Source organism: Mesorhizobium sp. CA6 (assembly GCF_020165035.1).
GTDB lineage: Bacteria > Pseudomonadota > Alphaproteobacteria > Rhizobiales > Rhizobiaceae > Mesorhizobium.
Genome location: NZ_JAIUHI010000003.1, coordinates 195300 through 220822 on the forward strand (window position 1 = coordinate 195300; position 25523 = coordinate 220822).

The window sequence follows — 25523 nt, forward strand, 5'->3', positions numbered from 1 at the left end:
CGAAGGTCGACCGGCTTCTCACGTACAACAACTACTGATTGCAGAAGGTGCTGGCATTCGGAGTCCATTTGCCGAAGCCGGTGGCGACCATGTTGGCGATGACGCGGCAGACATAGACCTTCTGCGCGGGGTCGTTGTCGGGGCCGGCATGATAGCGGGCGACGGCCATTGACCAGGTCATGTGCCGGGCATGCAGGCTGACCAGGAAGCGCGCCGCGTAGTCGACATTGCGATGCGGGTCGAGCATGTCCTCGACGCTGCGGAACTGCGCGCCGTGATAGCGATGGTTGATCTGCATGCAGCCGAGATCGATCAGCGTCTTGCCCTCGCGACGCGCGTTCTCGAATGCGGCGAGCGCTTCGCCGCGACTGCGAGGAAACACAGCTTTTCCTTCTATATTCAAGGCATTAGGCTGAAGGCTGCCCTTCTTTCCGGTCTCGGTCAGGCCGACGGCGTACAGGATTCCGGCGGGCACCCCGTAGCGATCGGCGGCGCGCAGGATCTCCGGCTCGCAGGGATTGGCAGCGGCGCTGGCCGCGCCGGCAGCGAAACTAGATATACATATCGTCGTCAGCACGCTCGCGAAGAGGCGAAGCGGGTCGACCGAATTCCTGTGCGCCATTGTTCCTTCCCGGTTGCCGGCCGCCGCCCGCGCCGTTGCTGCCCGAGTTCCCAGGCTGGAACGAAGGCTGGTCACGGCCTGTCGACATCGGCATGGCGCTGGTTGCGTCGGCGCGGCTGGCCGCATGCGCTGCTATCGAGGGTTGCAGTATGGTGACCTTGTCGACGTCGAAGCCGAGGCTGCGCATCGACTTGACGACGGCGTCGCTGTCGGCGGTGAGACGGCGGTATGCCTCGTGTGTCTCGGGCTTCATCTCAATCGAAAGTCGCTCCCCCGAGAGCCGCAGGCTGGCGACAACCGATCCGAGCTCCGAAGGGTGCAGCTCGATCTTCAGCACGTGTGTCGGAACGGCAACAGAATTGGTCGTCTGGGAGCCCGTCGAGGCGCTTGCAAAGGCTTGCTGGACGCCATTGTCGGAGGCAAGCCCTTCAACCAGCGCCGATGCCGTCTGGCCGATCGGATTTTGCGCCGGCGCCGGGAAGCTCTGCTGGCTGACGACTTCCATGCGTCCGGCGGAAGAAGACGGCTTGCCCGGAGTCTGCTGCGCGGCCGACTGCGATTGCAGCGAAGCCTTGGATGCGGAAGCCGGCCGCCAGCCTTGCGGCGGCAACGGGCTACCGGCCGCCGGATCATCCCCTTGCGCCGGCAAGGCATCGGCATCACGCCGGCCCGGCATATCGAGAGCCATTTGCGCCTTCATCGGCTTTAGCCCAAAATCGGGGCCGGAATCGTCCGCTGCCGTCGAACGGGTGGATCGCGACAGCGGCTCGGCGGAACTGTCAATCGCCGTGCGCTTGCCGGCGCGCAGCCGCAGTTCCAGCGATCCGTGGTCGCCGGCGGCTTCTTCACCATCAGCGCCGCCCGCGCCCGACGATTGCGCGAAATGCTTCATGTCGCCCAGCGCCATCAGCAACGGCAAGCGGTCCTGCAGCGGCGCGGGATCGTCGGATTGCGCCGCGGTATCCTTATCTGCGGTCTGCTTCGCGGATAAGGATTGCCCGTCGGTCTTCGCGGACTTTCCCGTCGCCTTCTGCGAACCGGTTTTCCCCTGCGGGTCCTGGTCCGGCTCATGCCTGCCGGCATTGGCCGGCAAGCGCCTTGCCGGATGCGCGTTGGGTATTACCGGTCCGGCCGTGTGCTTGTCCTGTGGGCTCTCGGTCCCATGCACAATCTTGCCGAAATTCTGATCCCCATCCTTGTCGCCGGCAGTGTGCTGCCGGGACTGGGCCTGTGTCGAAGCAAAGCCCGGCAAGGTCTGGTTGACGCTGGTCATTTTGGGGCTGCTCCGAGGAGTTGGTCGATCTGGTCGAGCTGACGCCGCGTGCTGGTGACCGCCGCATCGATCGGGTCTTGCATATCGGGCTTCGCCGGCGCGGATGCCTTAACCACCGGCGCGGCGCCGGTCGGAGCCGGAGCGGCCGCCAGGGTTTCAGCCGATGCTCGCGCGGGCTGCTGGACAGGGGGCGGCGAAGCGGCGGGCGCCGCGTCTTTCGCCTGGTCGCTCGGCGCGACCGGCGGATCGCTCACCGCGACCGCCGGATCGCGTGCCGCGACCGCTACCTGTTCGGGCATCGCTCCTTCCACGGGAGGCAAGTCCGCATCGGCCGGGTCGGCTGAGGCCTCGGTCGCGGATTTCCCTCTGTCGCCTCTTGCAACGATCGTCGGTGCGGTTTCGGCATTTGCGGGCGCTTTCACCGGCGCCATCACTTCGCCCGCCACGGCCTGCGCGGCGTCGAGCAGGTCGCGGTCGCTTTGCGAAAGCTTGCCGCGATCGATCTTGCCGAGCTTGGCGCGCACTTCATCGACATTGGCCGATGTCATGGTGGAAAGGCTCGAATAGAGCTGGGTGCGCGGGTCATCCTGGCTGCCGTTGCCGTTGCGGCCCCGCTCGGCCTTCGCTGAGGCGAAAGCCGAGAGCTCGGTCATCCCGTCGATCGCGGCACGGCGTGCGATGCGCAGGTAGATAACTTTCTCGCGCTCGGGATCCATCATCGAGGTGATGTCGGCGATCTTGTCCTGGCTGATCGCCATGTGCAGCGTAATGACGCCGGAAACAAAGGCATCGGCGAACTGGCTGGCGTAAGGCGAATAGAGATAGGAGGCGACATACTGGGTCGAAGCCAGCGCGAAACGGGCGGCGTCGCCCTGTGCGGCCGCGATGCCCACGGAGCGTCGAAGCGCTGCCTCCTCGACCAACGTGCCGGGGCTGAGCAGGCGCGCCTCGTCGAGCAGGTTCAGCGCTGCCGCAGGATCATCGGTCGCAAGCAGCGAGCCCTTGACCAGCGCCAGGAAGGCGCCGAGGTCGGCGGGCACGCCCATCGGATCGATCGGCTTCAGCATTTCGATCGCCTCGGCCGGCCGGCCGCTCAGATAGGCGACGACGCCTTTGGCGATGGCCAGGCTTTGCGGGTCGGTTATTGCACGCGAAGCCGCCGCCGCGACCGTCACCGGGTTGCCGCCGCTCATGCCGTAGACGAGCAGAGCGCGGAAGTTCTTCGGCTCCTTGAAATCCTCGGCATCGGCATTGCGCACCCGGGCGTCGATCATTTCGAGGAGTTTTGCCTGCATCGGCAACGCGGCATGATCGCCGCCGGCAATACGATCCTGGATCAGCTGCAGCGAACGCACCAGCTGATAGGGTTGCAGGGCGTCCTGCGCCAATGCCGCCGATGACGGCCCGGCAACGAACAGCGCCAGCGCCAGCGCCATTCCGGGAAAAGCGTGAGGCGGTTTTCCATTCGGAATTGCGCCAAGGCAAAGAGATGGAGCGGTTCGCCGTTTCGCTGAAACAGTGAAGCGCTTCATCGAACGGCCGATGACGGTCCTGGCCCTCATCCGCCGGCCGCCATCAGGATTTCGATGCGTCGGTTCGCGGCAGCCATCGGATCGGAGGCGATCTTTGGCTTCCGGTCGGCGAAGCCCGCGACCTCGGTGATGCGGCTTTCGTCGACGCCCCCGCGCACCAGCATATAGTAGGCCGAATGGGCGCGCGCGGTGGACAGCCGCCAGTTGTCGTAAGTGTCGCTGCGAAACGGCCGCGCGTCGGTGTGGCCGCTGATGGTGATGGTGCCCTTCTTCTGGTTGATGATGTGGCCGATCTTTTCCATCGCCAGCACCAGCTCGCGGCGCGGCATGGCCGAGCCGATCTCGAACATGCCGAAATCGAGCTGGTCGGTGATCGAAATGACGACACCCTTGTCGGTGGCCTCGACCGAGACGCCGTCGGCGAGCTTTTCACCCGGTAGGAATGCCTTGGCGAGCTCCTTCTTGATATCCGCCGCTTCCTGAAGAGCGGCTTTGCTCGGCGCCTTTTCGCCTTTGTCGGCGGCTTGCTCGGATTCAGTCTTTTCCGCCTTCGCAGGTTCGGCTTTGGTGTCGACCGCTGCAGCCTCGCGCTTGTCGACTTCAGCTTTCCCGCCTTGGGCTTTCTCGGTCTTGTCTGCTTCGCCCGACGCCTTCTCGGCGTCGCCTTGCGCGGCCTTTGGCCCGCTCTTAGCGTCGGTCTTTTGCGGGGTTGCCAGCGGCTCCAGCGGCGCGGCCGTCAGGGCAGGAGCGGCCGGAACGACCTTCACCTTCGGCACCGCGACGGCGGCGACCTTCTCGCCGGGCTTGACCGGATCGCCTTCGATCCTGGCGCGTTCGGCGGTGGCCTCGGCGCCAGGCGCCGCCACTTGCTGCGACCAGAAATCCGGCGCGAACGGATCGCGGTAGGACTCGCCGCCGGATGCGCCGGTTGCCGGACCGGCCGCCTGGGCGCCGCCTTCGCCCTTGGCGCTGACGTTCTGCATCACGCCTGTGTCGGCGGCTATTTCCGCCAGCACCGCGTAGGGATCGGCAAACAGCTTTTCATCGGAGAGCTGGGCATCCTGCGCTCCGGCCTTCGTCTGCCGGCGCTCGGAGGAACCGGCGCCGCCCTTGCCGTCATCGCCCGCCTTGGTCGCGCCCTGCTGCGGGTTGTCCGCGGTCAATCCGACCTTGCTCGGGCCGTCGCCCAAATCTTCCAGGCCCTTGCGGCTGGAGTTGCGATCGATCAGCTCGACCGGATTGAAATAGCTGGCGACGGCCGCCTTGGTCTGCTCGTTGGCGGCGTTGATCAGCCACATGACGAGGAAGAAGCACATCATCGCCGTCATGAAGTCGGCGAAGGCGATCTTCCATACGCCACCATGGTGGCCGTCGTCATGACCGTCGTGATTGCGCTTGACGATGATGATCTCGTGCCGGGGGTCGGCATGGTCGACGGCGCTCATGACAGGACCTCCGACAAGGACGCCGACCACTCGGCGATACGCGTCTCGAACACGGTTTCGTCGATGGTGACGGTCAGGTCGAAGCCCGGCGCCTCGCTGAAGTCGAGATTGGCGGCGCGGGATCCGAGCGCCGCCTGCAGCGGCTCGAACAGCGACAACGGGCCGCGGACGGCGATGCGCACGGCCTCGCTGTCGGCGACCGCCGCACTGATGGCGCGGGAAAGGGCAGCGAGCGAACGCTCCTGCAGGTCGTCGCTGAGAAGGCCGCCGACGATACGGGCGACGGTTGCGCCGGCAAGCTCGGCAACGCGCTGCTCCATGGCCTCGATGCGCGTGGCGAGGGCGGCGCCGAGATCGCCGCCGAAGCTCTCAAGGAAAGTTTGCGCGGCCTGGTTGCTGGCCTGGCGCTCGGCGTCGAGCGCTGCCTGATGGGCCAGCGCGAGGCGCGCCTCGAGCGCTGCCTCCGCGTCGGCCACGGCCTCGGCGATCAGCGCGCCGATATCGGCCTGCGGCTCCGGCGCGGCCGGCAGATGCTCGGCGTCGCGCGCGGTCGGCGCCTGATTGGCACGCGGCGTGCGCGAACCAAAATCGGGCAGGAGATCGAAGAGGGCTGCGGAGGCCATGGCCTAACCTACGGCTTCCGGGACGGCTGCCCATTTGCGCAGAATCTGCGCGGTGCGCTCCTCGTTGAGGTCGACCATGCGGGCAAGCCGGTCCTGCGGCGCCGGCCGGATTTTCTGGCGCAGGTCATCGAGCGGGGTTGCACCGGCGCGCGCGCCGGGCAGGGCGCCGGCCGGGGCCTCGGCGGTGATCGCGGCGACCGGCGCATCGGGCGTCGGCAAGGAACGCTGCACGTCGTCGAAGCTCGGGCCGGCAATGGCCGCGGGCCTCGCCGACGCCGTCAGCGCGGCGGCCATCGGCTTGAGGCCGAAGAACGCCACCAGGAAGACGACGACGATGAAGGCGCCGGCATTGATCAGCGTGCCGGTATAGGTGCCGATCGAGGCGAGAATGCCAGGCTGATCTATCGGCTCGCCGTCGAGGCCGTTGATGAATTCGACCGCCGAGACGTCGATGATGTCGCCGCGCTTGTCGTCGAAGCCGGTCGCCGAGGCGACCATCTTCTGGATATCGGCGACTCGCTTGGCGATCTGCTCCGGCGTGGCGTCCTTGCCGAGGATGGTCTTCAGGCGATCCTGGTTGACCACGACCGCGATCGACATCTTGTTGACCGTGTAACCGTTGGAGACGGTGGCGATCTTCTTGGAATTGATCTCGTAGTTCGTGATCTCTTCCTTGCGGTCGTTCTGCGAGGTGGATTGCGGGCCTTCGGTGGTGGTGGTCTGCGTCTCGGGCAGGTTCTGCTCGACGCTGGTCGGGGTCGAAGCCTGCTTCTGGTTGCTGGCCTCGTTGGTCTTCACTGACTGCACCGAACGCTCGACGCGCGAGTTCGGATCGAAGATCGTCTCCTCGGTCTGGCGCGTGTCGGTGTTGATGTCGGCCTTGACGCTGGCGCGGAAATTGTCCGGGCCGAGATAAGGGGTGAGCGCGCGGCGGATGTTGTCGCCGATCTGCGCCTCGACCGTCTGCTCGACGCCCAGCGTGCGCGCGGCGCTCGTGTTGGACGGGTCGTCGCCGGCGGCCAAAAGATTGCCGTTGGAATCGAGCACGGTGACCTTGTCGGCCGAGAGGCCGGGAACGGCCGCGGCGACGAGGTGGCGGATCGACATGGCGCTCTTCTCGGCATCGCTGCCCGCATAGCGGATGACCACCGAGGCGGAGGGCTGCTGCTCGTCGCGACGGAAATTGGCACGCTCGGACATGACGATGTGGACTCGAGCCGCCTTGACGCCGGAGATCGACTGGATGGTGCGCGCGATCTCGCCTTCCAGGGCGCGCACGCGGGTGATCTGCTGCATGAAGGAGGTGAGGCCGAGCGAGCCGACATTGTCGAACAGCTCATAGCCGGCGTTGGCGCTGGTCGGCAGGCCTTTCTCGGCAAGCAGCATGCGCGCCTGCGCGGTGGTGCCGGCCGGCACCATCACGGATGTGCCGTCAGAGCCCACATCGAAGCCGATGCCGGCGTCGGCCAGCACCAGTCCGATCTGATTGACGTCGGAACGCTCGAGGCCGACATAGAGCGTCTCATAGGCCGGGCGGTTGAGATAGACCGACGCGATGCCGATGACGGCCATGACCAGGGCCGCGATGCCGCCCATGAGCGCCAGACGCCTAACGCCGAAGCTCTTCAAATTCGCGATGACGCTCTGGATCTGTTCCGGCACGATTCAACCGCTCCCAGCATGACTGTCCGCCGGAAGACTAGACCGCGAAGCTTGTGCGAGGATGATAGGCGTGCCGCCGAAGGTCTAGCAAAGCGTCGACCCGGCTCTTATCGAAAAACGAAAAAGGCCGCGCCCGAGGCGCGGCCTTTCGCCGGTCGGAATATTTCTGCCGATTAGCCGTTCTTGAACAGCGCCAGGATCGACTGAGAGGAGCTGTTGGCGATCGACAGCGACTGGATGCCGAGCTGCTGCTGCACCTGCAGCGCCTGAAGGCGGGTCGATTCCTTGTTCATGTCGGCATCGACGAGCTGACCGACGCCGCGGTCGATGGAGTCCATCAGGCTCTGGGTGAAGGTCTTCTGCAGGTCGATCGAGCTCTTGGCGGCGCCGAGCACGGTGGCGGCGTCGGTAAGCTGACTCATGACGTTGTCGATCTTGGTGACCATCTGCGTGATGATGTCGTCGGTCACGCCCGTTGCCGTGATGTCGAGATTGAAGGCGGAGACGTTGTCGATCTTGACGGGCGAGCCCGACACAGCGGCCTGGCCCGCGGTGTTGGCGGCAATGTCGGTGGCGCCGCCGGCGATCGAGGCCGCATAGGCGGCGTCATATGCCGACTGGTCGGCGGCGGTGGAGTAGATCGAAGTCTTGCGATCGAGAATGCCCTGGTTCTTGACGGCCGTTGCGAGGCCGGAATCGAACAGCTTGGTGCTCTCGACATTGATGTCGATGGTTCCGAGCGAGATGGCGCCGGACGAGGAGCGGTTGAACGAGGAGACGATCTGGGCGTCGGGCTGGACGCCGTCATTGGCGGCCGCGACTTGGGTTGACGTGACCGAAAGATAATTCGAGCCGGAGAAGGTGGCGGCATCGGCGAAGGATTTCATCTGCGCCTGCAGCGTGGTGATTTCGGTCTGCGTCTTGGCCTTGTTTGCACCCGATTGGCCGACAGCCGACAAAAGCTTGGTCTTGATCTGGCCGATCGTCGAAAGGACGTTGTTCATGCCGGTATAGGCGGTGTCGACCTTCGAGGCGCCGAGACCGAGAGCATCCTGCACAGTCGACAGCGCCGAATTGTCGGAGCGCATGGTGGTGGCGATCGACCAGTAGGCGGCGTTGTCGGAGGCCTCGGAGACCCGGTAGCCGGTCGAGATCCGGGCCTGCGTCTGCTCGAGCGATTTGTTGGTGGCGTTGAGGCTTTGAAGTGCAGTCAACGCCGCAGCGTTCGTCATGATGCTCGCCAAGAAACTCGCTCCTTCTCAAAAGCCGGCATGCCACGCAGGCCGGGTCTCGACCTGTCCATGGGTTGCGAATCGTGCCGGTCGGGCCGATTCGACAACCTAAGTGATTGGTTAACCATACCTAGCGCGATATGGTTAATGGCCTGTTAAAAGTAGGCTTCCGAGAGGTTAGGGAACGAGGGTTGCGCGAGCCTTGAGCAAACGCAAATCGGGCCGCGCTTTTGGCGCGGCCCGATGCTTTGGTCCGGTCAGTATGAAGCGATCAGCCGCGGAAGAGCGACAGGATCGACTGCGACGAGCCGTTGGCGATCGACAGCGCCTGGACACCGAGCTGCTGCTGAACCTGCAGCGCCTGGAGGCGGGTCGATTCCTTGTTCATGTCGGCATCGACGAGCTGGCCGACGCCGCGATCGATGGAGTCCATCAGGCTCGAGGTGAAGGTCTTCTGCAGGTTGATCGAGCTCTTAGCGGCGCCGAGCTTGGTCGCGGCGGTCGTCATGTCCTTCAGCGCGGCGTCGACGACTTTCATCATATCCGCGATCTGGGTATCGCTTGCAGCGGTGGTGCCGGAGAAGATCTTCATCGTGGCGACCGAATAGGTGTCGCCCGCCGCAGCTGCCGCACCCAGGGTCGGGTTTTGCGCAGTGGTGGTGACAGCGCCAGTCGCACCGACGCGGTCGGCGTCGAGGATACCTTTCGACACGCCAGCCGCGGTGCCGGCTTCATACAGCTTGATGCTGTCGACCTTGACGTCGATCGTCGAGATCGAAACTGCGCCGGTGGCATCGCGGTTGAAGGCCGAAACGATCTTGACGTCGGCTGCGCTCGTGGCGGTGGCGCCGCTGTTGACCGACAGCATGTTCGTGCCGGAGAAGGTGGCGCCGTCGGCATAGGCCTTCAATTGGTTCTGAAGAGCGGCGATTTCGACCTGGGTCTTTTCCTTGGAAGCATCGGTCTGGCCGTAGGAAGCGGTCAGCTTCTGCTGGATCTGGTTGATGGTCGAGATCGCACTGTCCATGCCGGTGTAGGCGGTATCGACCTTCGAGGCGCCGAGGCCGAGCGCGTCCGAGACGGTGGACATGGCCTGGTTGTCGGAGCGCATCGTGGTGGCGATCGACCAGTAAGCGGCGTTGTCGGAAGCCTGCGAGACGCGATAACCCGTCGAGATGCGGGCCTGGGTGGTGTCGAGGTTCTTCTGGGTGGCGTTCAAGCTCTGCAGCGCGGTCAGCGCCGAGGCATTGGTCATGATACTGGCCATGGTTACTCGTACCTATTTTTTACACGGATTTTTTTTACATACCGGCATGTCCGGTATGACGGTGCGGCATCATGCCAATGACCGCTCAGTCGGGTCACCCGCCATCTGCGAGCGACTATGGCGGGAAGTCCCTACCAAAGACCTAAATCGGACGGTTAATCGAAAATAATGTTGGAAGGCTTGCGCGCACTTTGCTCAAGCCGTCGAGACGTGACGCGGCACGCTTGCGCGCGGTCCGGCGGGATCGATCAGGTGAAGGATCGCACCAGGCTGCCGACCAGAAGGTTCCAGCCGTCGATCAGCACGAAAAACAGGATCTTGAACGGCAGCGATACCACCGTCGGCGGCAGCATCATCATGCCCATGGCCATGGTGACGGTGGCGACGATCAGGTCGATGACGAGGAAGGGCAGGACGATGAGGAAGCCGATCTCGAAGCCGCGGCGGATCTCCGAGATCATGAAGGCCGGCACCAGGATGCGCAGGTCGACAGTCTCGCGCGAGACGGTCTGGCCGCGCTCGCGGGCGAGGTCGGCGAAGAGGTCGAAATCCTTGTCGCGCACATTGTGCAACATGAAGTCGCGGAACGGGCCGGAGATTTTCTCGAACGCCTCGCCCTGCGTGATCTGGTTGTCCATCAGCGGCTTCACGCCAGTGTTCCAGGCCTGGTCGAAAGTCGGCGCCATGACATAGAAGGTCATGAACAGCGACAGCGAGATCAGGATCAGGTTGGCCGGCGTCGATTGCAGGCCGATGCCGGCGCGCAGGATCGAGAAGGCGATGACGAAGCGGGTGAAGCTCGTCACCATGATCAAAAGGCCCGGGGCCACCGAAAGCACTGTGAGCAGGCCGAACATCTGGATCAGGTAGCCGACGGTCGTGCCGTCGGCCTTGCCGATGCCGCCAAGATCGAGCTGCTGGGCCGCCGCGACGGAGGTGGTGACGACGATGAGCGCCGTGGCTATGAGGAACTTTCTCATTCGAGCAGCATCGTCCTGACGAGAACCTGTTTGACGTGGCCGCCGCTGCGCAGCGCCGCGCGCTCCTCGAGATCGGCCTTGAGATGCTGGTATCCGCTGGCGCCTTCGATCTGATGCAGCTTGAGGGTGCGCACATAGGCAAGCAGGTCCTGGTGAATCTGCTCGGTCACTTCCTGCGGCTGCGGGGCATCGTAGAGCAGCGACGCCTCCAGCCGGATCCAGACTTCCGACGGCGAGGCGAGATTGGTGGTGATCGGCGCCAGCTGCACCAGCGCTGGCCCGGCGCCCGCCTTGCCGCCTTCGGCGGGTTTTTCCGCGGCGCCGGCGTTCTCCGGCGCCGCCGGCACCGGTGCCGGGGTCTCGCCTTGCTGGAGATAGCCGCCGGAAAGCCAACCCATGCCGACGGCCGCGACGGTCATGGCCAACAGCATGGCGAGTTGGATCGCCAGGGAAGGTCCCTTTTTCGGCTGGACTTGCTCGACATTTGCCACGGCAGCGCTCTCCCGGTCCTAGAAGGGAAGCACTTGGTCGAGGATCTGCTGGCCATAGGCCGGCTGCTGGACCTCGCTCACACGGCCACGGCCGCCATAGGAAATGCGCGCCTCGGCGATGCGCTCGTAGGGGATGGTGTTTTCCGCGCCGATGTCGGACGGACGGACCATGCCGGCGATGGTCAGCACCCGAAGCTCGTAATTGACGCGGACCTCCTGCGAGCCCCTGATCATCAGATTGCCGTTGGGCAGCACGTCTGTGACGACGGCGGCGACATTGAGCTCGAGGTTTTCCGAACGTTTGATCTCCCCATCGGCATTGGTCTCGGTGCTGGAGCTCAGGCCGGCGTCGCCCTTGCCGCTGGTGCTTGCCTTTTCCCATCCTAGATTGATGTCATAGCCAAGCTTCCGCGCGGCGGTGCGGCTGCGGTCGTTCTGGTTCTTGAAATTGGCCTTGTCGTTGAGCCTGATGTTGACGGTCAGGATGTCGCCGGCGCGCAGCGCGCGCGGATCGGTAAAGAGCCGGCTCTGGCGATCGTCCCACAGCGAGAATTTCTTCGGCCGGGAGGCAGGCGGCTCGGGGTAGTTGTAAGGGCTGGAACCGCCTTCGCCGATGCCGGAGCCGACCGGCGACAAAGCGGGCTCCCTGCCGACCTCCCTGAGATCGGTACCGCAGCCGGCCAGGGTGGCGAGGGCGATCAGGGCCAGCAATTTCAACTTCATGACGGATCAACCCTTCGCGCCGCGCTGGCCATGATGCCGGTGAGCGTCGCCGCCGCCTTCTGGTCCATTTCGTTCAGGATGACGCCGGCCTTGCGCGAATCGAGCTTCATCAGGATGGCCGCCGCGAGCTCGGCGTTGACCATCGCCAGACGTTCGGCGGCGGCATCGGGCTTCATGCCGGCATAGATCTTGACGACGCCGTCCTCGGCACGCGCCAGGAACACCTCGCGGCGCTTCAGCCATTCCTCGTATTCTGCCCGCTTCGCCTCCAGTGCTTTCATACGCTCGTCGATGCCGGCCTGCAGCTGCTTCAATTCCTCGGCCTGGAGAGCGTAGCGGCGGTCGCGCGCGGCATCCGCGATGTTGGAGCAGAAGCGCTGGATCTCGCTTTCGTCCGGCGCCTTGCCGCCTGCGAGCGCAGCCGGCTGAAGCGGCGCGTTTTCATGTGTGAGCTGTGCCGGCTGAACGGGCGCCTGACCGCCCGGCAACACCTGTCGTACCTCGTCCGCATGGGCAGCGGTGCCGCCAAGCAGAGCAACCATTGCTGCGATGGCCCGGAAGCTCAGGTGACGGCGGGGTGTTGGGGAGGAAAGCGCGATCATCGGCATGCCTATTGGAGAACCAGATCGGCCTGCAAGGCGCCGGCCGATTTGATGCCTTGCAGGATGGCGATGATGCCGTCGGGCTTCACGCCGAGGCGATTGAGGCCCGAGACCAGCGTTTCGAGGTCGGGACCGTCGAGCACGGCAACGCGCGCGTCGGGCCGGCTCGCCTCGATGGCGGTGAAGGGCTCGACAGCGGTGTGACCCCTGGAGAAGGGTTCCGGCTGAACCACCTTCGGCGCTTCTGTGATGCGCACGGTGAGGGTGCCGTGGCTGATCGCCACACGCGAGATCCTGACATTGCTGCCGATGACGATGGTGCCGGTGCGCTCGTCGATGACGACGCGGGCAGGCGCGTCGGATTCGACGACTAGATTTTCGATCTCGGCATAAAAACGCGCGGCCGAGACATTCCTCGGCCGCCTGATCTGCACCGTGCGGGCATCGCGTTCGGCGGCGACCCGCATGCCGAAGCGCTGCGAGGTGTAGTCGTTGATGGCGTCGGCGATGCGGATGGCGGTCGAGAAATCGGGATTGCGCAATTGCAGCGTCAACACGCCCTGGTCATCGAACTCGGCCGGCACCGAGCGCTCGACGATGGCGCCGTTCGGCACGCGGCCGGCGGTCGGCACGCCTTGCGTCAACTGCTCGGCCTGGCCCTGGGCGGTGAAACCGCCGACGATCACCGAGCCCTGCCCGACGGCATAGATCTCGCCGTCGGCCGCCTTCAGCGGCGTCATCACCAGCGTGCCGCCGGCGAGCGAGGTGGCGTCGCCCATCGAGGAGACGTCGATGTCGATGCGGCTGCCCGACTGGACGAAGGGCGGCATGTTGGCGGTGACGATGACCGCGGCCACGTTCTTGGAGCGCGCGCGGCCGTCTTCGGTGGCAATGCCGAGATTCTCCAGCATGGCCCGGATCGACTGTTCGGTGAACGGCGAGTTGCGCAGGCTGTCGCCGGTTCCGGCGAGGCCGATGACCAGGCCATAGCCGACGAGCTGGTTGTCGCGCGCGCTCTGCAGCTGGGCGATGTCCTTGATGCGCGCCGCGACCTGACCGGGCGGCAGCGTGCTTGGCCCGGTCGAGACCCGGAACATGCGCTGGGTGGTGGCCGGATCGTATTCCGGATCGTCGTAGACACCGCCGTTTTTCTGCGCGAGCTCCCGCTTGGCCTTGGGCGTCAGCCCATCCGCCAATGCCGGCTGCAGGCCGATGGCGGCGCTCAGCAGAAGAACAAAGGCGCGCATCACGAAGCGCCGACCTTGATGGTGCCGTCGGCCATCACCGTGCCGGAGATGATCTTGCCGCTGTCGGTGTTGCGGATCTTGATCTGGTCACCGGCAGCACCTGGCTGCAGCGTGACGCCGGCGGCCGAAATGGTGAGCGAGCCGGCGGTGAAATAGACCTGGACGGAAGCGCCCTGCTCGACCAGCCAGGCGTCGCGGATGGCAGTCACCGGGATGTAGCGGCCGGGCAGCAGCGTGCGCTTGGCAACCTTGCCCTGAAGCTCCTCCGAGCGCGTCGCCATGCCGTCCGGCTTGTGCTTGCCGGGGATGAGCATCACCTGCTTGAGCGAGGCGGGCTCGATGGTCTCGCCGGGATAGATGACCCGGTTGGGGATCAGCACGGCCTCGCCGACGGCCTGGCCGGCGGCGATCTGGTTTGCCGACTGGCCGGTCGGGTCCTGCGCCAAAGCCGGCGTGCCGGCGGCCACCAGGGCGGTGGCCAGCACGGCGCGACGGAGTGCGGAGGAGATCGGCCCGGCCATCATCCGTTACCTGATGTTCTTGGAGACCACCGAGGCCATGTCGTCGGCGGCCTGGATGACCTTGGAATTCATTTCGTAGGCGCGCTGCGCCGAAATCAGCTCGGTGATTTCCTTCACCGGATCGACGTTGGAGGATTCGAGATAGCCCTGCTGGATCGTGGCGAAGCCCGGATCGCCGGGGACGCCCACATTGGCCGGGCCTGAGGCGGCCGTTTCCTGGAAGAGGTTGTCGCCGAGCGGCGCCAGGCCCGCCTCGTTGGCGAAGTTGGCGATCTGAAGCTGGCCGAGCAGCTGGAGGTCGGTCTGGCCCTGGATGCGGGCGAAGACCTGGCCTGTCTTGTTGACGATCACCTCGACCGCGTCGGTCGGCACAGAGATGGCCGGAATGACATTGGCGCCGTCGACCGTCACGAGCTGCCCGGTGGCGTTGGTGTTGAAGGCGCCGGCGCGGCTGTAGAGCGTGGCTCCATCGGCGCCCTCGATCTGGAACCAGCCCCTGCCGGTCAACGCCAGGTCGAAGCTGTTGCCGGTGCTGGTCAGCTCGCCTTGCGTGTGGACGTTGCGCACCGCCGTCGTCTTGACGCCAAGACCGATCGAGACGCCTTCCGGCACCAGCGAGGTGTTGGAACGGTTGGGCACCCCTTGGGTGCGGTCGACCTGGTAGAGCAGGTCGGAGAATTCGGCCCGCGCCCGCTTGTAGCCGGTGGTGTTGATGTTGGCGATGTTGTTGGCGATGACTTCCAGGTTGGTCTGCTGGGCGTTCATGCCGGTGGCGGCGATGGCAAGGGCTTTCATGACGCTAGATACTCATGCGGCTGATTTCGAGATAGGCCGAGACGACCTTGTCGCGGATCGCGATGGTGGTCTGCAGCGCCTGCTGGGCGCTCAGCACCGCATCGACTACCTGGCGCGTATCGGCGTCGCCCTTCAGGGCCTGTATCGACATCTGCTCGGCGCCCTGCAGGGTGTTGACGGTCTTCGTCGCCGCTTGGCTGAGCACCTCGGCGAAGCTGCTGCCGACGCTTTCGCCGGTCTGCGTTCCGACACCGCCCTGCAGCAGGTTCGGTGACGCCTGCTCCGCCCCGTCAACCGCCGTCTTGAATTGTATTGCCCCGATACCGCCGATCATTACTGGTTCCTCATCAGGTCGATGGTCATGGAAATCAGATCGCGAGCCTGCTTGATGACCTGCAGGTTGGCTTCATAGGAGCGGTTCGCCTCGCTCATGTCGGCCATTTCGACCAATGTGTTGACGTTGGGCATCTTGACGTACCCTTTGGCGTCGGCGGCTTCGTTGCCGGGCTGGAATTCGATCGGGAAGTCCGAAGGATCGCGGGAGATCGCGTTGACTTCCACCAGCGAGCCGCCGGTTGCGCGGTCGACCTCGGACTGGAAGGTGATGGTCTTGCGGCGATAGGGATCGGCGCCGGGCGTGCTGCCGGTCGACTGGGCGTTGGCAAGGTTCTCCGAGACCACGCGCAGCCGCTCGGACTGGGCGCCAAGGCCGGATGCCGCGACTTTGAGGGCTGCAGTCAGCGCATCCATGATCAGCTCTTCACCACCATCGTCATCATCGAGTGGAAGGCCTTGACGATCGCCGTGTTGAGCTCGAAGGAGCGGCGAACCTCGCCGGCTTTCATCAACTCCTGTTCGAGAACCACGGTGTTCTTCGACGGCATGATCGCGCCGTCAGGGTCCTCCGGCTTGACGTTGAAGCCGGCATTGGCCGCTTTGGCGCCAAGGTGGCCAGTCTGCGTGGCGGCAAGCGTCACCGCGGTCCGGTCGAGGACCTTTTCGAAGGGCTCGACGTCATTGGCGGTGTAGCCGGGCGTGTTGGCATTGGCGATGTTGGAGGCAATCGCCGACTGGCGCACGGCCAGCCATTGCGACTGCCGCGTGGCGAGATCGAAAAGATTTACGGGTTCCATGGGAATCTCCCGGGCAAGTACGCGCAAGACTAGGCGGCCAGTCTTGCGTGGACCTTGCGCGGGGTGGGCTTGCGCCCTGGAGCCGTATGATTTCTGTTCTATGGACCTGAAATCTGAATCCGCTTCTAAATCAAGGAATAGAGCACGACGTCGTCCGAAAACCGCTTCACACTTTTCGGCATCATGCTCTAGCGGCTACTTCGAGAGCTGGATCACCTTATCGGCGCTGGTGACGATCACCCATTTGCCGCCGCGCTGCTCGATCGAGGCGACGCGGCTGGAATCTGGCAGGACGGAGCCGCGCTGCACGATCCACAGACCGGTATCGTCCTCGATCATGGCGCGGCCGTTGGCGACATGCACCATCTTGAATTCCGAAGCGGCGGCCGGGAAGGGCTGATCGCCGGGCGCCGGCGCGGGGTCGTCCTGCACCGTTCCGGTGGCAAACAGGTCGATATCGGCATTGGGAATGTCCTTGACCGTCAGCGGCTCGCTGCGTTCGGCCACAACGCCGCCGCCCTCGCGTCCGGAATTGCTGCCGCTGCCGCCGAACTTGATGGCCTGAACGCCGAACTGCTCCTGGTTGAAGAAGATGTACCAGGGAAACAGGGCGCAGATCAGGCCGAGCGTGATGCCGAGCGCGGCGATGACGAAATCGCTGCGGCGGTCCGCGCTCTTGTCGGCGAGGCGCGGGAACTGGGCTTTCGGCGGTTCCGGCCACTCGGTGCGGGGAAAAAGGCCATCGAGCAACGAATCGCGGCTGGCCTGCGCCATGTCGGCGGTCGCTCTCGGCGGATGCGGCCTGTTGGCTCTGTTTAGAAGAGCCGTCGCCTTCTCCGTCCTGGCGCGCGCGGCTTTGTTCCTGGCAATTCTTGCTTCATCGGCAGCGGCTTTCTCCGCCGCCTCGGCCTCGGCAAGCATGTCGCGCAACATGCGCTCGGTGTATTGGAGCTCAGTCTCCTTGATCGCCATTCAGCTTCCCCTTGAGGTGGCGGGCGAGGTCGGCGAACGGATCGGCCGATGCGCGGTCTCTCGGCGATTGCGTGAGCGCCTCATAGATCAGCGGCACCTGGCGCACCGCGATGTCGAGCTCGGCATCGGCGCCGCTCTGGTAAGCGCCCAGCAGACGGATGTCGCGCGTGTCCTCGAAGCGCGCGATCATCGATTTCAGCCTTGTCACGAGCATGCGCTGCTCCGTGCTCCAGGCCTTGTCGGCGAGGCGCGAGATCGACGACAGCGGATTGACCGGCGGATAACGACCCTGCTCGGCAAGCGCGCGGTCGAGCACGACGTGGCCGTCGAGGATGCCGCGCACCGAATCGGCGACCGGATCGTTGTGGTCGTCGCCGTCGACCAGCACGGAGATGATGGCGGTGATCGAACCCTTGCCTTCGGCCCCCGGCCCGGCTCGTTCGAGCAGCTTCGGCAGGTCGGTGAAGACCGAGGCCGGATAGCCGCGCGCGACCGGCGGCTCGCCGGTTCCCGTCGCCACCTCACGCAGCGCATGGGCGAAGCGGGTGATGGAATCCAGCACCAGCAGCACGCGATGGCCCTGGTCGCGGAAATGCTCTGCCACGCACATGGCTGTATCGGGCGCGCGCCGGCGCATCATGGCGCTTTCGTCGCTGGTGGCGACGACGGCGACGGTCTTGGCCATGCTCTGGGCGCCGATCGTATCCTCGAGGAATTCGCGCACCTCCCGGCCGCGCTCGCCGATCAGCGCCACGACCACCGTATCGAAGGCCTCGGCGCCGGCCAGCATCGCAAGCAGCGTCGACTTGCCGACGCCGGAGCCGGCGAAGATGCCGAGCCGCTGGCCGAAGCAGAGCGGCGTGAAGATGTCTATGACCCTGACGCCGGTGAGGAAGCCGGTGCCGACGCGCTGACGCGCCAGGGCGCCGGGCGTCGCGCGATGCGCGACCTCGGCGGCATTCGGCCTGATCAGCGGCGGTCCGCCGTCAATGACGCGGGTCAAGGCATCGATGGCGCGCCCGCGCCAGGAAACATGCGGCGCGACGGCGAGCGGGCCGCGGCGAAAGACGGCATCGCCGATGCCGGCGTCGGCGCTGCGTTCGAAAGGCGCGACCACCACCTCGTCGCTGCCGATCTTGACGATCTCGCCGCGGCGTGCGCCGGCCTTGCCGCGCTGCTCGACGATGTCGCCGAGCCTGGCAATCCCGGACAGGCCGCGGACCTTGTAATGCGTCGGCGAGATCTCGACGACGCGGCCGCCGCGTGAAAGCAGTGCCTGCGGATCGTCGAACCGCTGCCAGATGCGTTCGAGCGCGGCCAACCTGTCGGGCCGTCCAGTATCCGCCGGGCTGTCGGAAGCGCGCAACAGGGACGAGCCGGTCGTCATGCCGTCACTTCGAGCCGAGCGTCTTGATCGCGTCGTCGGTGGAGGAATCGGCCTGCCGCATCAGCGCCGCCGTGTTCTCGAAAGCGCGCTGCACCTGGATCAGCCGAGTCATTTCCAGCACCGGGTTGACGTTCGACTCTTCCAGAAATCCTTGGGCGACACCGACGTCCGAACGGTCGGTGACGGGTTCGGGCGTGCGCGCCGGAACGACACCCGAATTGCCGTAGCGGACGAAATTCTCGCCGGGGTCGAAATTATAGAGGCCGATCGCGCCGACCAGCTGATCGTTCTGCCTGAGCGAGCCGTCGGCGCCCGCCTTGGGCGGGCCGTTGCGCGGATCGAGCTGGATCGGGGCGCCGCCGCCGTCCAGGACGGGGTAGCCTTCGATCGACATCAATTCGCCGTTCTCGTTCATGGAGAAGCGGCCGTCGCGCGTCATCACCGTGCCGGCGGGCGTCTCGATGGCGAACCAGGCGTCGCCCTGGACGGCGAAGTCGAACGGGTTGCCGGTTTCGGTCAGCGCGCCATGCGCGCCGGAAAGATAGGTCTTGCCGGAGGAGGCGAAGGAAACGGACTTCGGCCCGGTGCCCGAAACCACGTCCTCGAACTTCACGCCGGTGGCGCGAAAGCCGATTGTCGAGGCGTTGGCGACGTTGTCGGCGATGGTGTCGAGACGGCGCTCGAGCGCGATCTGCGAGGAAAGGGCGACGTAAAGGCTATCCTGCATGATCTTCTCAGAACTTCAACTGCTGCATGGCCATCATCAGGTCGGTGGATATGCCGACACTGGTCGGCTGCGCGAAGAGCACGCTGACCGACGTCACCGCTGTCGAGGTGGGGTGGTTGATCTCGTACATGCTGGTGAAGCGGGTCAGGAATTTGCTGAGCTTCTCGGGGTCGGTGAAGTCTTTGATGTCGAGCTTCTGCTCGAACAGCTGCGCCTGCTTGTCGATGTCGGCGGTAGCGAAGGAATCGGGCAGGCCGAGCGCGGTACGCGCCACGCTGGCCAAAGCGGTGTCGGCCAGCACGTCGTACCAGCTGGTGATGTCCGGCGCCTTGCGTTGGAAATAGAGCGCCAGCCGCACGCCCTCGTTGGTCTGGCCGGCGTCCTCTTCCAAGGTCTGGCGCAGGTATTTGTCGACGGTCGGCTGCTGCGCTGGAACATAGGTGGTGGCATTTGCGCCGTACTGCTCGAAGTTGAGGGCCGAGGCCAGCCCGGCATAGGCCTTGTTGGTCTGCTTGTTGGCAACGCTGTCCGGATCGCGCACACCGCCCTCAAGGACCTGCCTGATCAGGTCCTTGTCTTCGGTGGCGGAGTCGAGACCGAATGCGGCCAGCGCGTAGGTGTAGAGCCGGTCGTTCGACATCAGGTCGTCGACCGATTTCACCTTGGTGATGTTGGCGAGATAATATGTCGTCTCGCCCTTCACATAGTCCGAATCCGGGTCGAGACCGGCGATCTCAGCCTGCATTGCGTAGTTCTTCGTGACCAGCTGCTGCGCCGGATTGTACACCGTCGCATCGGCGCCATCCGCCGCGAAGTTGAATGCGGCGACAAACTGCGCGTAGCGCTTGTCTGTCAGCTTGTTGGCGAAGCTGTCGGGATTGGAGACGCCTTCCTTCAGCGCCTTGACCATAAAGGCCTTGGCATAGTCCATGTTCTCCAGCCCGTAAGCCTTCATGGCGTATTTGAACAGGCGGTCGTTGTTGACGAAATCGTCGATCGATTTCACCTTGGTGATGTTGGCCAGATAGTATTGGGTATCGCGATCGACCGTCGGCTGCTGCTCGATGCGGGCGATAGACTTAGGGATGTCTTTGGCGATCAACTGGTAGCTGATGTAGGTGCTAAGCAAAGGGCATGCCTCCGGCCGAAGCTATCCCCGCACGATAGCGTCACTTCCTTGCGCGAAGCTGAATCGCGTTCGCTGCCTCGATTCAAGCCTCACACAAGGCACGGGGACTATCCCTGATCCACGATGTGACATGCGGAAGGACCTGTCGTGGGCATTCTGATCGGACTTGTGGTGACGCTCGGCTGCGTTCTCGGCGGCTTTATGGCCATGGGCGGCCATCTGCATGTGCTGCTGCAGCCGTGGGAAGCGGTGGTGATCTGCGGCGCCGCGCTCGGCACCTTCCTCGTCGCCAATCCGATGAAGACGGTCAAGGATACCGGCAAGGGCATTCTCGAAGCCTTCAAGCAGGCGGTGCCGAAGGAGCGCGACTACCTCGAGACGCTGGGCGTCCTGCACAGCCTGATGCGCGAACTGCGCTCGAAGTCGCGCAGCGAGGTCGAGGCGCATATCGACAATCCGGAGGAGTCGGCCATCTTCCAGGCCTTTCCGACCGTGCTGAAGAACCACGACCTGACCCATTTCATCTGCGACTACTGCCGCATCATCATCATCGGCAACGCCCGCTCGCATGAGATCGAGGCGCTGATGGACGAGGAGATCCAGACGATCCGTACCGACAAGCTGAAGGCCTATCACGCGATGGTCGCGGTCGGCGACGGCCTGCCGGCGCTGGGCATCGTCGCGGCCGTGCTCGGCGTGGTAAAGGCGATGGGTGCGCTGGACCAGTCGCCGGAAATCCTCGGCGGCCTGATCGGCGCGGCACTCGTCGGAACCTTCCTCGGCATCTTCCTGTCCTATGCCGTGGTCGGTCCGGTTGCCACCAAGATCAAGACGGTGCGCGAAAAGAAGAACCGCCTCTACATCATCGTCAAACAGACACTGCTTGCGTATATGAACGGCGCCCTGCCGCAGGTGGCGATCGAATTCGGCCGCAAGACCATATCCTCTTACGAACGTCCGACGATCGATGCGGTGGAGCAGAGCACCATGAACGCCGGCACCGCCGAGAAGAAGGCGGCCTGAGCATGCTCCATCGCAGACAGGGCCGCCTGCCGTCATGACCAGTCCGGCCAGTCCGTCAGAAACGCGGGCCTTGATCATCGAGCGGCTCGTCGGCGACAGCGGCGAGGCGGCGCAGGTGATCGGCGTCGGCCGCGGCATGGCCGAGCGGGCGCTGCCGTTGCTGCAGAAGGCGCTTGTCGCAGAACTCGGCGCGGCGGTGACCGTCGATCTGCAAGTGGTAGAGGTCGGCCGCGTTCCAGAGGCGCGGTCGCGCGCCGGCGATGCCTTCGCGCTGACCATCGTGTCCTCGCCGGCCTCGGCCGACGCTATGACGCTGGTGATGGATGCGCATGCGGTGGCCGTCATGGTGAGCGCGCTGTTCGGCGGCGATCCCGACCAGCCGGTGGCGCCGATCGAGCGCGACCTGTCGCAGATCGAGGCCGATGTCGCGACCATGGTGTTCCAGGAGGTCGCGGCGGCGCTCAACGGATCGGGCAAGCGCTCGCTCGAGCTGCGCCTGCCGGTGCCAAAGGCGACGTCGGGCGGCGAAGCGAGGCGGCGCGTGCTGCGCGACGGCGCCGCGGTCCGCATCGTGTTCGGTGTCTCCACGCCGACCGATACCGGCACCATCACGGTGATGATTCCGCAGCGCGTCCTTCTGTCTACGCGCGGAGCCACCGCCAGAACCGAAGAAGGCGAAGCCAGTGAATTCGACTGGCGGGCCCGCTTCTCCGAAGAGGTGATGCGCTCGACCGTCCGGCTCGAAGCGACGATGCCGCTCGCCCGGCTGACGCTCGGCGACCTCGCCGCGTTCGAGCCCGGCCAGGTGATCGAATTGGAGGAGAACGCGCAGGTCAACGCCAGGCTCGGCGCCCGCGACAAGACCCTGTTTGTCTGCGAGTTCGGCAAGCTGGGGCAGAACTACACCGTCCGCATCAGCCATCCGCATGACGCCGGGCAGGATTTCATCGACGGACTGATGCCGGGCTGACGCCAGGCACGGGATTCATGGAGACGACAGATGGCAAAAACCAAGGTGGAAGCCGAACCCGATCAGCCCGACGAACAGCTCGACCGCGCCATCGAGGAACTGCGCGGCGTGCTGCGGGAAGAGGAAAAGCGCCCGGATGGGGCGCTGTATTCGGGTGCCAATTCCTCGATCATCATGACCATTCCGGTCGACGTGCAGATCATCCTCGGCAGCACGGAGATGCCCGTGTCGGAGCTGATGGCGCTGCAAAAGGGTTCCACCGTCGCGCTCAACCGCCGCATCGGCGAGCCGGTCGACGTCGTGGTCAACGGCCGCAGAATAGCGCGCGGCGAGATCACGGTGCTGGAAAGCGATCCGACGCGTTTCGGCATCCGGCTCACCGAAATCATCGCCGCGACGAAGAGCGCCTGAGAATGGCCAGCGGGCGGACCAATCGGCAGCGAGGACAACACGTATGACGACGGCATTGGCGCTCACACGTCCGCAAAAGGCGGCGGCCATATTGGTGGCCATGGGCAAGCCCGCGGCCAGCCGCCTGCTCAAATTCTTCAAACAGGACGAGCTGAAGGCGCTGATCGAGGGCGCGCGTCTCCTACGCACCATTCCGCAGGCTGATCTGGAACGGATCGTCGCCGAGTTCGAAGCCGAGTTCACCGAGGGCGCCGGCCTGCTCGATTCAGCCGACCGGATGGACACGATCCTCAACGAATCGCTGTCGCCCGAGGAAATGAGCGCCATCATGGGCGACAAGAAATTCGAGCCTGTCCCGGAAGGACCTGCGCCGATATGGCCGGACCTAGAAAAGCTCGAGCCGGCGCGCCTTGGCAGCTTCCTTGCGGGCGAGCATCCGCAGACATCGGCCATGGTGCTGTCGAAGCTTGCGCCGCAGACAGCCGCTAACGTGCTGCTCACCATGGAAAAACCGATGCGCAGCCAGATCATCAAGCGCATGGTGACAATGGCCAACATCCCGGACGCGGCATCGCGGATCGTCGAGAACCAGCTGCGCGTGAGCGTGCTGTCGCAGAAAGCCAGCCGGGACACCACTGCCGGCCAGGAGCGCGTCGCCAGCATGCTCAATGAAATGGCGAAGCCGGAACTGGACGACCTTATGCAGGACCTGGAGGAAGCCGGCACGCCAGATCTCGCCGGCGTCAGGTCGCGGCTGTTCGCCTTCGACGATCTGCCGCTGCTGCCGCAAAAAGCCCGGGTTCTGCTGTTCGACGGGCTATCGACAGAACTGGTCACGCTGGCGCTGCGCGGCGCGCCGCCGGAACTCGCCGAATCGGTGCTCTCGGCGATCGGCGCACGCTCCCGCCGCATGATCGAATCCGAGCTCGGACAGGGATCGGAAGGCATCGCGCTTGCCGACATCATGGCGGCGCGCAAGAGCATATCGGTCGCCGCCATCCGGCTGTCGCGCGAAGGGGCTTTCGAGCTGCCCTCGATGCAGACCGCCACCGCCGAAGCCGCCTGACGATCATAGCCCGGTCAGAGCGCCATGGCTGAAGCGGTCGACAAGGATTCCAAAACCGAGGAAGCCACAGAAAAGAAGATTCGCGACACGATCGAACAGGGCAAGCTGCCCCATTCGCGTGAGACCGCGATCTTTGCCTCCTTCCTCGCCATACTGGTTTTCGCCGTCTTCTACGCCAAGGACGCGATCGTGGATCTCGGCATGTTCCTGTCGACGTTCCTGGAAAAGCCGGAAGCCTGGCCGATGGACACCGAGACCGACGTCATCTCGCTCTACAAGCAGGTCTTGGTCGAGATCGGCGGCGCCGTCGTCAGCCTGCTGGTGCTCTTGACGGTTGCCGGCATCGGCGCCTCGGTGTTCCAGAACATGCCGCAAATCGTCGGCGAGCGGATCAGGCCGCAGCTGTCGCGCATCTCGATCGCCAAGGGCTGGAGCCGGATGTTCGGCGTGCAGGGCTGGGTCGAGTTCCTGAAGTCGCTGGCCAAGCTCGGCTTTGCCATCGCGGTGCTGAGCTTCACGCTCTCGGAAGACCATCGCAAGCTGCTCGCCGGCATGATCACCAATCCGGCCTCGTTCGGCCTGGTCATACGCGGCATCTTCGTCGACATATTGGTGGCGATCGTCTTCGTCATGGGGCTGATCGCGGTGGTCGACATCGTCTGGTCGCGTTTCCACTGGCGGCGCGACCTGCGCATGACCAAGCAGGAAGTCAAGGACGAGCTGAAGCAGTCGGAAGGCGATCCGATCGTCAAGTCGCGGCTGCGCTCGCTGGCGCGCGACCGGGCGCGCAAACGCATGATGACGGCCGTGCCGCGCGCCACGCTGGTGATCGCCAATCCGACGCACTATTCGATCGCGCTGAAATATGTGCGCGAGGAGGATTCCGCGCCAATCGTGCTGGCCAAGGGACAGGACCTGGTGGCGCTCAAGATCCGTGAGATCGCCAGGGAGAACAACATCCCGATCTTCGAGGACGTGGCGCTAGCGCGCTCCATGTACAAGCAAGTTTCGGTTGATAGCGTGATCCCGTCGCAATTCTACCAGGCGGTCGCCGAGTTGGTGCGGATCGTCTACTCGAAGAAGGCAGCGCGAAAAGCAACCCAATGAACGGACGCCGCTAACCCATGGACCGGCAACCACACGCCAATTCCCGCGAGCTGATCGTCGCCAGCGCCATCGAGCCCGTGGTGGGCGAATTGAGGCTCATCGACGTTGCCGACTATATCGCCTTCATCCGGCTTGAGCATTTCGCCTGCCTCTCGGACCTGGTGGATTCGGCGGCCGAGCTCTACTTCCGGCCGGGCATGCTGCGGCTCGGCCATGGCGGCGAGGCGCATGTCGACTGGAGCGGCAGCCCGCGCATCGTGCTCGACCTCGAGCTTCGGCCGCGCGGCGTGACAGTCTATTTCCAGCTTACGCTGATCGAGCACGAGGCAGCCGTGACGGTCAACTACGTGTCGTTCGAGAAGCCTGGCGAGACGCCCGAGCACAACACGGCCTTGCTCGAGGACGCGATCGAAGAGGCTCGCATCCGCAGGACCGAGCCGCTGGCATTCCCCTGAGATTGATAGCAGGCGAGCCAACCTAAAGCGCGTCGCAATCTTTTGGATTCGCTCTCTGCGCTTTAGGCTTTTGATTTTGCGCATGTCTTTGCCCCGAAACCGGTTCCCACTTTCGGGAGACATGCTTT

At 64.7% G+C, this 25523-nt stretch carries 28 protein-coding genes; 6 read left to right on the forward strand and 22 right to left on the reverse strand.

Features of this window, described 5'->3' with window-relative positions; all coding sequences use genetic code 11:
- Positions 1-31 precede the first annotated feature (31 nt).
- From LB526_RS05370 to LB526_RS05475, 22 genes are all read right to left on the reverse strand, one after another.
- A complete protein-coding gene (locus LB526_RS05370; RefSeq protein ID WP_224524331.1) occupies positions 32-622 on the reverse strand; it encodes a transglycosylase SLT domain-containing protein in 591 nt (196 codons plus the stop codon).
- A complete protein-coding gene (locus LB526_RS05375) occupies positions 552-1895 on the reverse strand; it encodes a flagellar hook-length control protein FliK (RefSeq protein ID WP_224524332.1) in 1344 nt (447 codons plus the stop codon). The genes LB526_RS05370 and LB526_RS05375 overlap by 71 nt, the downstream gene beginning before the upstream one ends.
- Positions 1892-3331 carry a chemotaxis protein MotC gene (locus LB526_RS05380; protein ID WP_224626676.1) on the reverse strand — a complete coding sequence of 480 codons (1440 nt, stop codon included), beginning with the start codon at positions 3329-3331 and terminating at the stop codon, positions 1892-1894. Before LB526_RS05380 ends, LB526_RS05375 begins: the two co-directional genes overlap by 4 nt.
- Positions 3332-3453: 122 nt before the next feature.
- Positions 3454-4872 carry a MotB family protein gene (locus LB526_RS05385; protein ID WP_224524335.1) on the reverse strand — a complete coding sequence of 473 codons (1419 nt, stop codon included), beginning with the start codon at positions 4870-4872 and terminating at the stop codon, positions 3454-3456.
- Positions 4869-5495: a hypothetical protein gene (locus LB526_RS05390; protein ID WP_224524338.1), complete on the reverse strand. Its 627-nt coding sequence runs from the start codon at positions 5493-5495 to the stop codon at positions 4869-4871. The genes LB526_RS05385 and LB526_RS05390 overlap by 4 nt, the downstream gene beginning before the upstream one ends.
- 3 nt (positions 5496-5498) lie before the next feature.
- Positions 5499-7157, reverse strand: coding sequence for a flagellar basal-body MS-ring/collar protein FliF (gene fliF, locus LB526_RS05395; RefSeq protein ID WP_224524342.1), 1659 nt, complete (start codon positions 7155-7157; stop codon positions 5499-5501).
- A gap of 173 nt (positions 7158-7330) precedes the next feature.
- Positions 7331-8401: a flagellin gene (locus LB526_RS05400; RefSeq protein WP_224524346.1), complete on the reverse strand. Its 1071-nt coding sequence runs from the start codon at positions 8399-8401 to the stop codon at positions 7331-7333.
- A 259-nt stretch (positions 8402-8660) separates the two neighbouring features.
- Positions 8661-9656 (reverse strand): flagellin, encoded by a 996-nt coding sequence (locus LB526_RS05405; RefSeq protein ID WP_224524348.1) that lies wholly within the window; start codon positions 9654-9656, stop codon positions 8661-8663.
- A 248-nt stretch (positions 9657-9904) separates the two neighbouring features.
- Positions 9905-10636 carry a flagellar type III secretion system pore protein FliP gene (fliP, locus tag LB526_RS05410; protein WP_095766375.1) on the reverse strand — a complete coding sequence of 244 codons (732 nt, stop codon included), beginning with the start codon at positions 10634-10636 and terminating at the stop codon, positions 9905-9907.
- Entirely contained in the window at positions 10633-11127 is a 495-nt protein-coding gene (gene fliL / locus LB526_RS05415) for a flagellar basal body-associated protein FliL (RefSeq protein ID WP_224524351.1), read from the reverse strand. Before fliL ends, fliP begins: the two co-directional genes overlap by 4 nt.
- Positions 11128-11145: 18 nt before the next feature.
- A complete protein-coding gene (gene flgH / locus LB526_RS05420) occupies positions 11146-11850 on the reverse strand; it encodes a flagellar basal body L-ring protein FlgH (RefSeq protein ID WP_224626678.1) in 705 nt (234 codons plus the stop codon).
- The gene (locus LB526_RS05425; protein ID WP_411908996.1) at positions 11847-12458 is read right to left on the reverse strand and encodes a MotE family protein; all 612 of its coding nucleotides are present in this window, start codon (positions 12456-12458) and stop codon (positions 11847-11849) included. The genes flgH and LB526_RS05425 overlap by 4 nt, the downstream gene beginning before the upstream one ends.
- A gap of 2 nt (positions 12459-12460) precedes the next feature.
- Positions 12461-13549, reverse strand: a complete 1089-nt coding sequence (locus LB526_RS05430; protein WP_224524643.1) for a flagellar basal body P-ring protein FlgI — start codon at positions 13547-13549, stop codon at positions 12461-12463.
- Between the two features lie 149 nt (positions 13550-13698).
- Positions 13699-14223 carry a flagellar basal body P-ring formation chaperone FlgA gene (gene flgA, locus LB526_RS05435; RefSeq protein WP_411908995.1) on the reverse strand — a complete coding sequence of 175 codons (525 nt, stop codon included), beginning with the start codon at positions 14221-14223 and terminating at the stop codon, positions 13699-13701.
- A 3-nt stretch (positions 14224-14226) separates the two neighbouring features.
- Positions 14227-15015, reverse strand: a complete 789-nt coding sequence (gene flgG, locus LB526_RS05440; protein ID WP_095766381.1) for a flagellar basal-body rod protein FlgG — start codon at positions 15013-15015, stop codon at positions 14227-14229.
- Positions 15016-15019: 4 nt separating this feature from the next.
- On the reverse strand, positions 15020-15349 hold the full coding sequence (locus LB526_RS05445; protein ID WP_095766382.1) for a flagellar hook-basal body complex protein FliE: 330 nt from the start codon (positions 15347-15349) through the stop codon (positions 15020-15022).
- Positions 15349-15765, reverse strand: coding sequence for a flagellar basal body rod protein FlgC (gene flgC, locus LB526_RS05450; protein ID WP_095766383.1), 417 nt, complete (start codon positions 15763-15765; stop codon positions 15349-15351). The genes LB526_RS05445 and flgC overlap by 1 nt, the downstream gene beginning before the upstream one ends.
- Positions 15766-15767: 2 nt before the next feature.
- Positions 15768-16148, reverse strand: coding sequence for a flagellar basal body rod protein FlgB (gene flgB, locus LB526_RS05455; RefSeq protein WP_140842048.1), 381 nt, complete (start codon positions 16146-16148; stop codon positions 15768-15770).
- A 195-nt stretch (positions 16149-16343) separates the two neighbouring features.
- A complete protein-coding gene (locus LB526_RS05460) occupies positions 16344-17120 on the reverse strand; it encodes a hypothetical protein (protein WP_224524359.1) in 777 nt (258 codons plus the stop codon).
- Complete coding sequence (gene fliI, locus LB526_RS05465; RefSeq protein ID WP_224524362.1) at positions 17101-18507, reverse strand: flagellar protein export ATPase FliI; 1407 nt, start codon at positions 18505-18507, stop codon at positions 17101-17103. The genes LB526_RS05460 and fliI overlap by 20 nt, the downstream gene beginning before the upstream one ends.
- A gap of 4 nt (positions 18508-18511) precedes the next feature.
- Entirely contained in the window at positions 18512-19234 is a 723-nt protein-coding gene (gene flgF / locus LB526_RS05470) for a flagellar basal-body rod protein FlgF (protein WP_224524366.1), read from the reverse strand.
- A gap of 7 nt (positions 19235-19241) precedes the next feature.
- A complete protein-coding gene (locus LB526_RS05475) occupies positions 19242-20363 on the reverse strand; it encodes a DUF1217 domain-containing protein (RefSeq protein WP_224524368.1) in 1122 nt (373 codons plus the stop codon).
- 147 nt (positions 20364-20510) lie between these two features.
- Between LB526_RS05475 and motA the strand changes: the two genes are divergently transcribed.
- From motA to LB526_RS05505, 6 genes are read left to right on the forward strand one after another with little or no spacing between them, the layout of a single operon-like run.
- On the forward strand, positions 20511-21386 hold the full coding sequence (gene motA / locus LB526_RS05480) for a flagellar motor stator protein MotA (RefSeq protein WP_095766389.1): 876 nt from the start codon (positions 20511-20513) through the stop codon (positions 21384-21386).
- A 34-nt stretch (positions 21387-21420) separates the two neighbouring features.
- A complete protein-coding gene (locus LB526_RS05485) occupies positions 21421-22356 on the forward strand; it encodes a FliM/FliN family flagellar motor switch protein (RefSeq protein ID WP_224626680.1) in 936 nt (311 codons plus the stop codon).
- Positions 22357-22386: 30 nt separating this feature from the next.
- Positions 22387-22767 (forward strand): flagellar motor switch protein FliN, encoded by a 381-nt coding sequence (fliN, locus tag LB526_RS05490; RefSeq protein ID WP_140541755.1) that lies wholly within the window; start codon positions 22387-22389, stop codon positions 22765-22767.
- Between the two features lie 43 nt (positions 22768-22810).
- Positions 22811-23833: a flagellar motor switch protein FliG gene (locus LB526_RS05495; protein ID WP_224626682.1), complete on the forward strand. Its 1023-nt coding sequence runs from the start codon at positions 22811-22813 to the stop codon at positions 23831-23833.
- A gap of 24 nt (positions 23834-23857) precedes the next feature.
- A complete protein-coding gene (gene flhB, locus LB526_RS05500; protein WP_224626684.1) occupies positions 23858-24940 on the forward strand; it encodes a flagellar biosynthesis protein FlhB in 1083 nt (360 codons plus the stop codon).
- A 17-nt stretch (positions 24941-24957) separates the two neighbouring features.
- Positions 24958-25395 (forward strand): hypothetical protein, encoded by a 438-nt coding sequence (locus LB526_RS05505; protein ID WP_095766394.1) that lies wholly within the window; start codon positions 24958-24960, stop codon positions 25393-25395.
- The last annotated feature ends 128 nt before the right edge of the window (positions 25396-25523 follow it).

Excerpts from the sequence above, each read along its gene's own strand:
- LB526_RS05505 (WP_095766394.1), top strand. The coding sequence starts at position 24,958 with ATGGACCGGCAACCACACGCCAATTCCCGCGAGCTGATCGTCGCCAGC.
- LB526_RS05405 (WP_224524348.1), bottom strand. The coding sequence starts at position 9,656 with ATGGCCAGTATCATGACCAATGCCTCGGCGCTGACCGCGCTGCAGAGC.
- LB526_RS05370 (WP_224524331.1), bottom strand. The coding sequence starts at position 622 with ATGGCGCACAGGAATTCGGTCGACCCGCTTCGCCTCTTCGCGAGCGTG.
- LB526_RS05390 (WP_224524338.1), bottom strand. The coding sequence starts at position 5,495 with ATGGCCTCCGCAGCCCTCTTCGATCTCCTGCCCGATTTTGGTTCGCGC.
- LB526_RS05495 (WP_224626682.1), top strand. The coding sequence starts at position 22,811 with ATGACGACGGCATTGGCGCTCACACGTCCGCAAAAGGCGGCGGCCATA.
- flgA (WP_411908995.1), bottom strand. The coding sequence starts at position 14,223 with ATGATGGCCGGGCCGATCTCCTCCGCACTCCGTCGCGCCGTGCTGGCC.
- fliI (WP_224524362.1), bottom strand. The coding sequence starts at position 18,507 with ATGACGACCGGCTCGTCCCTGTTGCGCGCTTCCGACAGCCCGGCGGAT.
- flgC (WP_095766383.1), bottom strand. The coding sequence starts at position 15,765 with ATGGATGCGCTGACTGCAGCCCTCAAAGTCGCGGCATCCGGCCTTGGC.
- LB526_RS05385 (WP_224524335.1), bottom strand. The coding sequence starts at position 4,872 with ATGAGCGCCGTCGACCATGCCGACCCCCGGCACGAGATCATCATCGTC.
- LB526_RS05460 (WP_224524359.1), bottom strand. The coding sequence starts at position 17,120 with ATGGCGATCAAGGAGACTGAGCTCCAATACACCGAGCGCATGTTGCGC.
- fliN (WP_140541755.1), top strand. The coding sequence starts at position 22,387 with ATGGCAAAAACCAAGGTGGAAGCCGAACCCGATCAGCCCGACGAACAG.
- LB526_RS05375 (WP_224524332.1), bottom strand. The coding sequence starts at position 1,895 with ATGACCAGCGTCAACCAGACCTTGCCGGGCTTTGCTTCGACACAGGCC.
- LB526_RS05430 (WP_224524643.1), bottom strand. The coding sequence starts at position 13,549 with ATGTTCCGGGTCTCGACCGGGCCAAGCACGCTGCCGCCCGGTCAGGTC.
- fliP (WP_095766375.1), bottom strand. The coding sequence starts at position 10,636 with ATGAGAAAGTTCCTCATAGCCACGGCGCTCATCGTCGTCACCACCTCC.
- flgH (WP_224626678.1), bottom strand. The coding sequence starts at position 11,850 with ATGAAGTTGAAATTGCTGGCCCTGATCGCCCTCGCCACCCTGGCCGGC.
- flgF (WP_224524366.1), bottom strand. The coding sequence starts at position 19,234 with ATGCAGGATAGCCTTTACGTCGCCCTTTCCTCGCAGATCGCGCTCGAG.
- LB526_RS05485 (WP_224626680.1), top strand. The coding sequence starts at position 21,421 with ATGACCAGTCCGGCCAGTCCGTCAGAAACGCGGGCCTTGATCATCGAG.
- flgG (WP_095766381.1), bottom strand. The coding sequence starts at position 15,015 with ATGAAAGCCCTTGCCATCGCCGCCACCGGCATGAACGCCCAGCAGACC.
- LB526_RS05425 (WP_411908996.1), bottom strand. The coding sequence starts at position 12,458 with ATGCCGATGATCGCGCTTTCCTCCCCAACACCCCGCCGTCACCTGAGC.
- flgB (WP_140842048.1), bottom strand. The coding sequence starts at position 16,148 with ATGGAACCCGTAAATCTTTTCGATCTCGCCACGCGGCAGTCGCAATGG.
- flhB (WP_224626684.1), top strand. The coding sequence starts at position 23,858 with ATGGCTGAAGCGGTCGACAAGGATTCCAAAACCGAGGAAGCCACAGAA.
- LB526_RS05380 (WP_224626676.1), bottom strand. The coding sequence starts at position 3,331 with ATGGCGCTGGCGCTGGCGCTGTTCGTTGCCGGGCCGTCATCGGCGGCA.
- LB526_RS05445 (WP_095766382.1), bottom strand. The coding sequence starts at position 15,349 with ATGATCGGCGGTATCGGGGCAATACAATTCAAGACGGCGGTTGACGGG.